At 70.0% G+C, this 10,320-nt stretch carries 10 protein-coding genes and 1 pseudogene; 6 read left to right on the top strand and 5 right to left on the bottom strand.

Features of this window, described 5'->3' with window-relative positions:
• The first annotated feature begins 54 nt into the window (after nt 1–54).
• Nucleotides 55–846 carry an alpha/beta fold hydrolase gene (locus CKW28_RS06190; RefSeq protein ID WP_162292331.1) on the top strand — a complete coding sequence of 264 codons (792 nt, stop codon included), beginning with the start codon at nt 55–57 and terminating at the stop codon, nt 844–846.
• 2 nt (nt 847–848) lie between these two features.
• The gene (locus CKW28_RS06185) at nt 849–1,151 is read left to right on the top strand and encodes an MGMT family protein (RefSeq protein ID WP_003927935.1); all 303 of its coding nucleotides are present in this window, start codon (nt 849–851) and stop codon (nt 1,149–1,151) included.
• A 32-nt stretch (nt 1,152–1,183) separates the two neighbouring features.
• Here CKW28_RS06185 and CKW28_RS06180 read toward each other — a convergent pair whose 3' ends face one another.
• The 3 genes from CKW28_RS06180 to CKW28_RS06170 form a co-directional block, all read right to left on the bottom strand.
• The gene (locus tag CKW28_RS06180) at nt 1,184–2,038 is read right to left on the bottom strand and encodes a TIGR02569 family protein (protein WP_003927936.1); all 855 of its coding nucleotides are present in this window, start codon (nt 2,036–2,038) and stop codon (nt 1,184–1,186) included.
• Nucleotides 2,039–2,110: 72 nt separating this feature from the next.
• Nucleotides 2,111–3,286 (bottom strand): adenylyltransferase/sulfurtransferase MoeZ, encoded by a 1,176-nt coding sequence (moeZ, locus tag CKW28_RS06175; protein WP_003927937.1) that lies wholly within the window; start codon nt 3,284–3,286, stop codon nt 2,111–2,113.
• Nucleotides 3,287–3,368: 82 nt separating this feature from the next.
• A complete protein-coding gene (locus CKW28_RS06170) occupies nt 3,369–4,400 on the bottom strand; it encodes a DUF3152 domain-containing protein (RefSeq protein WP_040548605.1) in 1,032 nt (343 codons plus the stop codon).
• Nucleotides 4,401–4,610: 210 nt separating this feature from the next.
• Here CKW28_RS06170 and fasR point away from each other — a divergent pair, with 210 nt between their 5' ends.
• A complete protein-coding gene (gene fasR, locus CKW28_RS06165; protein ID WP_003927939.1) occupies nt 4,611–5,297 on the top strand; it encodes an HTH-type transcriptional activator FasR in 687 nt (228 codons plus the stop codon).
• A gap of 55 nt (nt 5,298–5,352) precedes the next feature.
• Here the strand turns inward: fasR and CKW28_RS06160 are convergent.
• Nucleotides 5,353–5,598: pseudogene (locus CKW28_RS06160) on the bottom strand (DUF3107 domain-containing protein); the annotation flags it as partial.
• Between the two features lie 228 nt (nt 5,599–5,826).
• Here CKW28_RS06160 and CKW28_RS06155 point away from each other — a divergent pair.
• Nucleotides 5,827–6,582 carry an MmpS family transport accessory protein gene (locus CKW28_RS06155; RefSeq protein ID WP_003927941.1) on the top strand — a complete coding sequence of 252 codons (756 nt, stop codon included), beginning with the start codon at nt 5,827–5,829 and terminating at the stop codon, nt 6,580–6,582.
• 50 nt (nt 6,583–6,632) lie between these two features.
• Here CKW28_RS06155 and CKW28_RS06150 read toward each other — a convergent pair whose 3' ends face one another.
• The gene (locus tag CKW28_RS06150) at nt 6,633–7,337 is read right to left on the bottom strand and encodes a ferritin-like fold-containing protein (RefSeq protein WP_003927942.1); all 705 of its coding nucleotides are present in this window, start codon (nt 7,335–7,337) and stop codon (nt 6,633–6,635) included.
• Between the two features lie 248 nt (nt 7,338–7,585).
• Here CKW28_RS06150 and CKW28_RS06145 point away from each other — a divergent pair, with 248 nt between their 5' ends.
• Both CKW28_RS06145 and CKW28_RS06140 read left to right on the top strand, forming a co-directional pair.
• On the top strand, nt 7,586–9,082 hold the full coding sequence (locus CKW28_RS06145) for a DEAD/DEAH box helicase (RefSeq protein ID WP_040548608.1): 1,497 nt from the start codon (nt 7,586–7,588) through the stop codon (nt 9,080–9,082).
• A gap of 18 nt (nt 9,083–9,100) precedes the next feature.
• Nucleotides 9,101–10,318, top strand: coding sequence for an Rv3212 family protein (locus tag CKW28_RS06140; RefSeq protein ID WP_003927944.1), 1,218 nt, complete (start codon nt 9,101–9,103; stop codon nt 10,316–10,318).
• Nucleotides 10,319–10,320 lie beyond the last annotated feature (2 nt).

The raw sequence follows: 10,320 nt of genomic DNA, 5'->3' as shown, positions 1-10,320 counted from the left end.
GACAGCACGGGGGTCTGACACATCCGGTGCGCGCGGGGTGGCAGCATCGCTGGGGTGAGCACTCACCCCTCGGGTCTGCACGTGTATCGCTACGGTCCGGCCGGCCCGCCGCGGTTGTTGGCCATCCACGGGCTGACCGGTCACGGCCGGCGGTGGCAGACGCTGGCCACCCGGCACCTGCCGGAGATCGCGGTCGCCGCACCGGATCTGATCGGCCACGGCCGGTCCTCGTGGGCGGCGCCGTGGACGTTCGAGGCCAATGTCGGCGCCCTGGTGGCGCTGCTCGAGGATCAGGCGGACGGACCGGTCGTGGTGGTCGGCCACTCCTTCGGCGGTGCGGTGGCGATGCACCTGGCCGCCGCCCGGCCGGATCTGGTGGCCGGGCTGGTGCTGCTGGATCCGGCGATCGGCCTGGACGGCGAATGGATGCGCGAGATCGCCGAGTCGATGCTGGCCTCGCCGGACTACCCCGACCGCGAGGAGGCCCGCACCGAGAAGTTCACCGGGTCCTGGGCGGACGTCGAACCGGCCGAACTGGACCGCGATCTCGACGAGCACCTCATCGCACTGCCCGGCGGCCGGTTCGGCTGGCGGATCTGCGTTCCGGCGATGATGGCCTATTGGAGCGAGTTGGCCCGCGATGTGGTGTTGCCGCCCAGCGGTATTCCCACGACGCTGGTGCGTGCGGCGTGGACCGACCCGCCGTATGTGACCGGTGAACTGCTCGACGGGCTGTCGCAGCGGTTGGGCGCCGACCTCACCCTCGTCGACCTCGATTGTCTGCACATGGTCGCGCAGGCCAAACCCGCCGAGACCGCAGAGTTGATCCGCCGTCATCTGGGTTGACCATGGCGCCGGTCACCGACGAGCAGGTGGAAGCCGTCCGCGCGCTGGTCGCCGCCATACCGTCCGGACGGGTCGTCACCTACGGCGACATCGCCGCTGCCGCAGGGCTTTCGAGTGCGCGAACGGTGGGTTGGATCATGCGCACCGATTCCGCGGACCTGCCCTGGTACCGGGTCATCGCCGCGTCCGGGCGTCCCGCGCCGCACCTGGCGGCCCGGCAGCTGGAACTGCTGCGCACCGAAGGGGTGCTCGCCGTCGACGGCCGGGTGCCGCTGCGCGTGTATCGCCACCGCCTCGAAATCTGAAGGCGCAGGCGGCGCTACAGGAGCTACAGCAACTACAGGATCAGCCGCACCAACGCGGCGGTGCGGGCCAGCCCCGGGAAGGCCTCCGCGGTGGAACGTGGATGCAGGGCGTGAACCGCGAGCCGGAAGATCAACGCCCGCAACAACATCTGCGGCCATTCCGGCAGACTGCTCCACCGTTCGATGAGCCCGTCGTCGGCCTCACCCCAGGACAGCGCGTCCACCACCGCCACCCCGGCCGCCCACGACGCCGGCCGCCAGTACGGGGTGATGTCGGTGATCCCCGGTGCCGCGGCCCCGGCGAACAGCACCGTCCCGTACAGGTCCCCGTGCACCACCTGACTCGGACTCCGGGTGGGCCGGCGCAGGCTGGCGAGTTGATTGATCAGCTCGATGGAGCGTTGACCGTCGGCCGACCCGGGCGCCACCCGGGCTTCCGGCGGCAGCGAGTGCAGCGGCCGTTCCTCCCATGCGGCCCGATCCGCCGCGATGAAGACATCGACGTCGCCCCACGGTGCGATCGGCGGCTGGGTGAGAAACCGCGGCCGCTCGAGCTTCGCGGTCGCCTCGTGCAACCGCACCCCGGCCGAGACGACCTCGTCGTGGCGGGGCTCGGGGACGCCGGCTACGAACGTGTCGGCCCGCCACCCGGCGACCACGTAACGTCCGTCGGTGGACCGGACCGGGCGGGCGAGCCGCACACCGTCGACGAACAGCGTCTCGCGGACCTTGGCGGACCAGGCGGCCCGGGCATGGTCGGCCACCATCGACAGCACGACCTCACCACAACGCCATCCCCCCTCCCACTCCGAGCCGAGCGGCACCGGGCGGACACCGGCGAGCCCGAATGCCGCCAGCACATGCTCCGGCGGTCGCTCCACGGTCATCGCCTCAGGTTACCGGTGAGACGGCCGAAAACGCCGCGCTGACCAGCTGTGTCGCACTGTCGGGCAAAGACGTCAGTACATCACCATGTCCGGTTCGAGCTGCTTGGCCCACGCCACGATGCCGCCCTGCAGGTGCATCGCGTCGGCGAAACCGGCCCTTTTCACCGCGGCCAGCGCCTCGGCCGACCGCACCCCGGTCTTGCAGTACAGCACCGGAGCGCGGTCCATCGGCAGCTTCGCCAGCCCCACCCCGGATTCGATCTCCGACTTCGGGATCAGTTCGGCGCCCTCGATCCGGTTGATCTCCCACTCGACGGGCTCCCGGACATCCACCAGCGCCACCTTGCCCGCATCGAGCAGTTCCCGCAGCTCGCGCGGCGTCACGGTGGAGTCGGCGGCGGCCTCGGCAGCCGCGTCGGAGACCACCCCGCAGAACTCCTCGTAGTCGATGAGCTCGGTGATCGCCGGCGTGGACGGGTCCTTGCGGATCCGGATCTTGCGGTAGCTCATCTCCAGGGCGTCGTAGATGAGCAACTGCCCGAGCAGCGTCTCCCCGATGCCGGTGATCAGCTTGATCGCCTCGGTGCCCTGGATGGCGCCGATCGTGGCGGGCAGGATGCCCAGCACCCCGCCCTCGGCGCAGGACGGCACCATGCCGGGCGGCGGCGGCTCCGGATACAGGTCGCGGTAGTTCAGACCCTGACCGTTGGGGGCGTCCTCCCAGAACACTGACACCTGACCCTCGAACCGATAGATCGAACCCCACACGTAGGGTTTGCCGGCCAGCACGGCGGCGTCGTTGACCAGGTACCGGGTGGCGAAGTTGTCGGTGCCGTCCAGGATGAGGTCGTACTCGCTGAACAGGTCGACCGCGTTGGACCGGTCCAGCCGGAACTGGTGCAGCCGCACGTCGACGAACGGGTTGATCGCCCGGATGGTGTCGCGGGCGCTCTCGGCCTTGGGCCGGCCGACGTCGGCCTGCCCGTGGATCACCTGCCGCTGCAGATTCGATTCGTCGACGACGTCGAAATCGATGACGCCGAGGGTGCCCACACCGGCCGCGGCCAGGTACAGCAACGCCGGAGAGCCCAGGCCACCGGCGCCGATCACCAGCACGCGGGCGTTCTTGAGCCGCTTCTGGCCCTCGACCCCCACGTCCGGAATGATCAGGTGGCGGCTGTAACGAGCGACCTCCTCGCGCGTCAGTTCGGCCGCCGGCTCGACCAGCGGCGGCAGCGGTGACGACACCGATACCCTCCTCGTTGGCTTCCTCGTCCCAGACTAGTCGCCCGTGACAACAGCGGAACGGGCCGATCACTTCCCGCGCGGGTCAGGCGATCGGATACGGCCACGGGTTGAAGCGGCAGGTCAATCCGTCGGCCTGCACGGTCCCCGGGTCGAACCGCGCGGCGTCGTCGTTGTTCGTCGAGAACGTCTGCTGCATCATCACCGGGGCCAACTCGCCCTCGCCGCCGCACCCCTCGTGGCGCTGGTAGCCGATCGCATGACCGACCTCGTGGTTGATCAGGTACTGCCGGTAGGACCCGATGTCGCCCTGGAACGACACCGCGCCGCGCACCCAGCGGGCCTCGTTGATGAACACCCGGGGCTGCCCGCCGTACGAGGGGTTGTAGCAGGACGCCTCCAGTTGGATCTCGTATCCGCAGCCCTCCCGCACGGTCATCGGCGACGTCAGCGACACCCGGAAGTCCGGCTGCCCCGGATAGCCGGCGTCCACCCGGATGAATCCGAACTGCGGATTGTGGATCCAGCTCTTGGGGTTGGCCAGGGTCTCTGTGACCATCCGGGCGAACCCGTCGTCGCCCCCGTAGGCGGTGGTGTCCACCCCGTCCTCGACCTCGACGGTGTAGGTGAACACCCGTTCGGTGCCCTCCCCGACCTGCGGCGTGGTTCCGGGCACGATGCGCCAGGTCTTGGCGCCGGCCAGGGTGTAGGGGCCGCCCTCGGGCAGGATCCCGGTCGGCAGGTTGGCGTCGAACTCCGTCAGACCCTTCGGCGGGGCGCCGACGATGGTGCTGGCCGCGTCCATGGTGGGCGGCCCCTGCAGCGGGCCCCCGTCGGCGTCCGGGTCGGACCCGACGCCGGTACCGGCGATGGTCTGATAGATGACCACCACGGTCAGCACGGTGAGCACGGGCAACGCGTAGGCCCGCCAGCCGTAGGTGGACACGAAACGCCCGAGCCAGGTCTGTTTGCGCCACCGCCGCCGGTCTTCGCGGTTGGAACGCACGCGCCCCGAGTCGGACGCCAAGGGATCACGTTTGGCCCGCAGCGGCTCTCGCCACTCGTTGCGCAGCGCGGGCACGCGACTACCCCCGCGACCCCCCGGCTCGTGAGTCACCAATCCAGAATGGCATAAATCAATGGTCATCCAGTTTCGGCTCGCCACCGGTGGCACCGAGGTTCCACCTTGGGTCGGGGGTATCGCCCCGGGCGCCGCAAGCGTCCGCGGCCGGGCGGTCCGGCAGCGGTAGTAGTCTTCTGGCCAGGAGCCTCAGGGTGCCGCGACCGACGCGCCCGGGCGGGCACTCGAGATCAGATAGAGGACGTCATGAGTGAAGTCGCCGACACCACGGCGCGGCAGGAGATCACACCGACGAACGGGGGAACCACGTCGGGTGCCGCAGCGGGCGCGAACCGACGTGGCAACCGACTGCCTCGGGACGAACGCCGCAACCAGTTACTGATCGCCGCCAGCGAGGTTTTCGTCGATCGCGGCTATCACGCCGCCGGGATGGACGAGATCGCCGAACGGGCGGGTGTGAGCAAGCCCGTTCTGTACCAACACTTCTCATCGAAGCTGGAGCTGTACCTCGCGGTGCTGCAGCGGCACGTCGACAATCTGGTCTCCGGGGTCCGGCAGGCGTTGCGCACCACCACCGACAACCGGCAGCGGCTGCGGGCCGCGGTGCAGGCGTTCTTCGATTTCATCGAGCACGACGGTCAGGGTTACCGGCTGATCTTCGAGAACGACTACGTCACCGAGCCGCAGGTGGCCGCCCAGGTCAAGGTCGCCACCGAGGCGTGCACCGACGCGGTGTTCGACCTGATCAGCCAGGATTCCGGGCTGGAGGCACACCGGGCCCGGATGATCGCGGTGGGCCTGGTGGCCATCAGCGTGGACTGTGCCCGGTACTGGCTGCACGCCGATCGTCCGATCTCCAAGGAGGACGCGGTGGAGGGCACGGTTCAGTTCGCCTGGGGCGGACTGTCCCACGTGCCGCTCACGCGTTCTTGACGGCCCCGCTCTTGGCTGTCCCGCTCTTGGATCCGCTCTTGCCGGATCCGCCCTTGACCGCCTCCGCGCCCACGACACCGACACCGAAGCCCACCCGGCGGACGTCCGCGGCGCCGATCTCCACGTAGGCGATCCGGCTGGTCTGGACCAGGAACCGCCGGCCCTTGTCGTCGGTCAGGCTCAGCACGCCCGAATCCTTGCTCAGCGCATCGGTGACGAGTTTCTCCACCTCACTGGGTGATTGCGCGCTGTTGAAGACCAGCTCGCGCGGGCTGTCACTGACACCGATCTTGACTTCCACGCTGAACCCTTTCCGTTTGGCATGTGTTCTCCGCCAAGGCTAGTCGACGGGCTCTCCGCCCGCCCCGGCGGTGAGTTCAGCACCGGCCGCGCCGCGTGACGAGGGTCACGGCGAGCGACCGAAACGAAGCCGGACCGTAACCGACATGAACTCTCACGAGCCTCATCTGTCACATCTGTACCGATAGCATCGGCGCAAAAGTTGTCGACACGACTGGAACCAGCCGCGATGAGCAGGACATATACCCCGTATACGCCACCGGAACGCCGCGATCAGATCCTCGACTATCCCGAGGACTGGGACTCGGCCGCCGACCGGCGCTACGGCGACGAGAACTACCCGGGCGACCATCCGCTCGATGACGAATACGCCGACTTCGCCCCGGCGCCGGCCGACAACCGCTGGATGTGGGTCGCCGGGGTGGCCGGCGCGGTGCTGCTGGTGGCCGTGATCTGCACCGTCGTGATCCTCGGCGGGGGTGACAGCGGGTCGGTGTCGGCGACCGTGACCCCGTCGCAACCGTCCCAGCCCGCACCGACCGCACCGCGCACGGTGATCGCGACGCCGGCGCCGACCCAGTCGCTGGCGCCGGAACGGATCACCACCGTGACCCCGACGCCGTCGGCCACCGTGCCCAGCGAACCCGCGCCCAGCGAGACCGCGCCGCCCGAACCGCCGCCCGGCGCGACCGCGGAGCCGCCGCCCGCGCCCGCGCCGCGCACGGTCACCTACCGGGTGACCGGCGAGCGGCCGCTACTCGACGTGGTGACCGTCGTCTACACCGACGCGCAGGGCGCTCTGCAGACCGACGTCAACGTGGCTCTGCCGTGGTCGAAGACGATCGAGCTCAACCCCGGCGTCGAGCTGAGCTCGGTGACCGCGACCAGCGTGAGCTCACGGCTGAACTGTTCGATCACCGACGCGGACGGCAACACGCTGGTCTCGCATCGCGCCAACACGATCATCGCCACCTGCACCCGGTGACACCGGCCGGCCCCCGGGGTCCGACCCCCGGGGGCCGGCCTCACGGGCTCTCAACCGAGCCCGAGCTCGGCCATCCGGGTGCGGTGGGTCTCCTGCAGCCGGTCGAAGAACTGCGCCAGTTCGGTCAGCCCCTCACCGCCGGCCATCACCAGATCGACCAGCTCATCCCGCTCGGCCAGCACGTACTGCGCCTGGGTGATGGCCTCCCCCAGCAGCCGGCGTGACCACAGGGCCAGCCGGTGGCGTTGCTTCTCGCTGGCCGCCACCGCGGAACGCACCTCGGCCACCACGAACTGCGAGTGCCCGGTCTCGGCCAGCACACCCCGCACCACCTCGCCGACCTCCTCGGGCAGCGCGTGCGCGATCTCGAGGTAGAAATCGGCCGCCAGCGCGTCCCCGATATAGGTCTTGACCAGCGCCTCGAGCCAGGTGCTGGGGGTGGTCAGCCGGTGGTAGTTCTCCAACGCGTTCGCGTACCGCGTCATCGCCGGAACCACGTCGACGCCACGCCGCTCCAGCGCGTCGCGCAGCATCTCGAAATGGCGCATCTCGGCGGCGGCCATCAGACCCATGTTGATCCGGCCCGCCAGATTCGGGGCCATCTTGGCCTCTTCGGTGAGCCGATAGAACGCCGCCACCTCGCCGTAGGCCAGCAGGGCGAAAAGCTCGGTGACGCCGGGATGGTCGGCGGGCACACCGGCGGATTGGGGACGTTCGATCCGTTCCGGGGCCGCCGCTTGTCGCGTCGAGTTCATGGCCCAACTGTAAACCGCCCGCGGCGCGCGGACCGGCCGGCAAAGTCCGGCCCGCTATCATGGGGTCAGGAGTGGTTCCATTCGCTCCCGGAAGTGTGCGTGCACGCGGTTGGCCCGCCTCGTGAGGCGGAGTGCCTATACGGATCGGCTCGCTCTGCGGATGCAGGAGTGTTTCGGCCGTGTTCGTCAGACTCGTGCGCGCGTGGACGCCATGAGGAATGACAATTGAAAGGCCTCGTTCAACACGCATGAATGCTACCCAACAAACCTTCGCCGACCTGGGAGTTCGCGATGAGATCGTGCGCGCTCTCGCAGAGCACGGCATCGAACACCCCTTCGCGATCCAGGAGCTGACCCTGCCGCTGGCGCTGGCCGGCGAGGATCTGATCGGTCAGGCCCGCACCGGCATGGGCAAGACCTTCGCCTTCGGGGTGCCACTGCTGCAGCGAATCACCACCGACACCGAGCGACCGCTCACCGGAATCCCCCGCGCACTGGTGGTGGTGCCGACCCGCGAGTTGTGCCTGCAGGTCCATGACGACCTGGCCACCGCCGCGAAATACCTCAAGGCCGGCGACCGCAAGCTGTCGGTCGTGTCGATCTACGGCGGCCGCCCCTACGAACCGCAGATCGAGGCGCTGCAGAAGGGCGCTGACGTCGTCGTCGGCACCCCGGGCCGGCTGCTCGATCTGGCCCAGCAGAACCACCTGCAACTCGGCGGACTCTCGGTGCTGGTGCTCGACGAGGCCGACGAGATGCTCGACCTCGGGTTCCTGCCCGACATCGAGCGGATCCTACGGCAGATACCGGAGAAGCGGCAGGCGATGCTGTTCTCCGCGACGATGCCGGATCCGATCATCACGCTGGCGCGCACCTTCATGAACCAGCCGACGCACATTCGCGCCGAGGCGCCGCAGTCGTCGGCCGTGCACGACAAGACCAAGCAGTTCGTCTACCGGGCCCATGCGCTGGACAAGGTCGAGATGATCAGCCGGATCCTGCAGGCCCGCGGGCGCGGCGCGACGATGATCTTCACCCGCACCAAGCGCACCGCCCAGAAGGTCGCCGACGAGCTGGCCGAACGCGGCTTCGCGGTGGGTGCCGTGCACGGCGACCTCGGCCAGGTGGCCCGGGAGAAGGCGCTGAAGGCGTTCCGGGCCGGCGAGATCGATGTATTGGTCGCCACCGACGTAGCCGCCCGCGGCATCGACATCGAAGACGTCACCCACGTCATCAACTACCAGATCCCCGAGGACGAACAGGCCTACGTCCACCGCATCGGCCGCACCGGCCGGGCCGGGCGCACCGGGGTCGCGATCACCCTGGTGGACTGGGACGAGCTGCCGCGGTGGGAGATGATCGACAAGGCGCTCAACCTGGGCAACCCCGATCCGCCGGAGACGTACTCCACCTCGCCGCACCTGTACAGCGATCTGGACATCCCCACCGACGCCGGTGGCCGCGTCGGCGCCAAGAAGACCACCGCCCGGCGGGCCCCGGCCGAGCGTGCTCCGCGCGGCACCGACGGCGACAACACCGCGCCCCGGCGCCGCAAGCGCACCCGGCGGCGGACCCGTGGCGGCAAGCCCATCACCCCCGAGCCGGCCGCCGAGGCCGACACGGGCCCGGCCGAGTCCTCCGCGGAGGCATCCGACAGCGACACCGCGGCGTCCACCGCACCCCCGCGGCGGCGGCGCCGGCGTCGGCGCCGTTCCGGCACGACCGCGACGGCCGGCGCCAGCTGACCGGACGGCGGTTCGGCGGTGGTCCAACCCGAACGCCGCACCCGCGGCGACGTCATCGCGGCGCTGGCCATCGCCGCCGTCATCGCGCTGGCCGCCGGGTTGATCTGGTGGACCAGTGATGCCCGCGCGACCATCAGCCGGCCGGCCGCCGCACCGGTGCCGGATCTGCCCGAGGCCGGCGAGGTTCCGCACCGCCTGCACGAACTGTGGAGCGCCCCGAGTCCCCACACCGACCGCCCGGTGCTGGCCGGCAACAGCGTGGTGACCGCGGACGGGGGCACGGTCGAAGGCCGCGACGCGCACAACGGTGCGGTGCTGTGGAGCTATACCCGCGACCGGGAACTCTGCGGCGTGACGTCGGTGTACGACTACGCCGTGGCGGTGTACCCGGACCGGCGGGGTTGTGGTCAGGTGAGCACGATCGACGGGGACACCGGCCGCCGCGGTCCGGCCCGCAGCGGATACGCCGACCGCGAGGTCACGCTGTCCTCCGACGGCGCGACCGTGCTGTCCGCCGGTGACAGCCGGCTGGAGTTGTGGCGCTCCGACATGGTGCGCATGCTCAGCTACGGCTACCTGGACGCCCCGATCAAACCCGATGTGCCGACCACGCCGCTGTGCCGGCTGGAGTCCGCGGCCGCCAGTTCGGCGATGGTGTCGGTGCTCGAGGCGTGTCCGAAACAACCCGACCTGCGGCTCACCCTGCTGCGGGTGACCGACGAGGAAGACGTCCCCGAGGCCAAGTACGTCGCGCTGCCCGGGGTCGCCCCGGACTCCGGGGCCCGGGTGATCGCGGTCTCGAGCAGGACCACGGCGGTCTACGTGCCGACGCCCACCCCGGTGGTCAACATCGTCGACGAGACGGGCACCACCGTCGCCAGCACCCTGGTGGAGCGGCCGGTGTCACCGCATGCCGCCACCTCCCGCACCGGCGATCTGATCACCTGGTGGACCGGTGAGAGCGTGCTGGTGTTCGAGGCCGAAGGGCTTCGGTACCGCTACACCGTCACCCCGTCGGCCGGCGCGACGGCGGTGGGACCGGGTGTCATCATGGCCGACCGGCTCATGGTCCCGGTCACCGGCGGCTACGACGTCTTCGACCCGCTCAGCGGCGCCGGGGAACGGCACATCCCGCTGACCCGCCCGCAGCAGCAGTCGGCGGTGTTCCCGCTGGTCGCCGGCACCACCCTGGTCGAACAACGCGGTGGCGTCCTGGTCGCGCTGGGCGCCGGGTAGAC

Origin of the sequence: Mycolicibacterium thermoresistibile, assembly GCF_900187065.1 — a bacterium.
Taxonomy (GTDB): domain Bacteria; phylum Actinomycetota; class Actinomycetes; order Mycobacteriales; family Mycobacteriaceae; genus Mycobacterium; species Mycobacterium thermoresistibile.
Note: the sequence above shows the minus strand (reverse complement) of the source record. Positions and strands in the feature narration are given on the sequence as shown.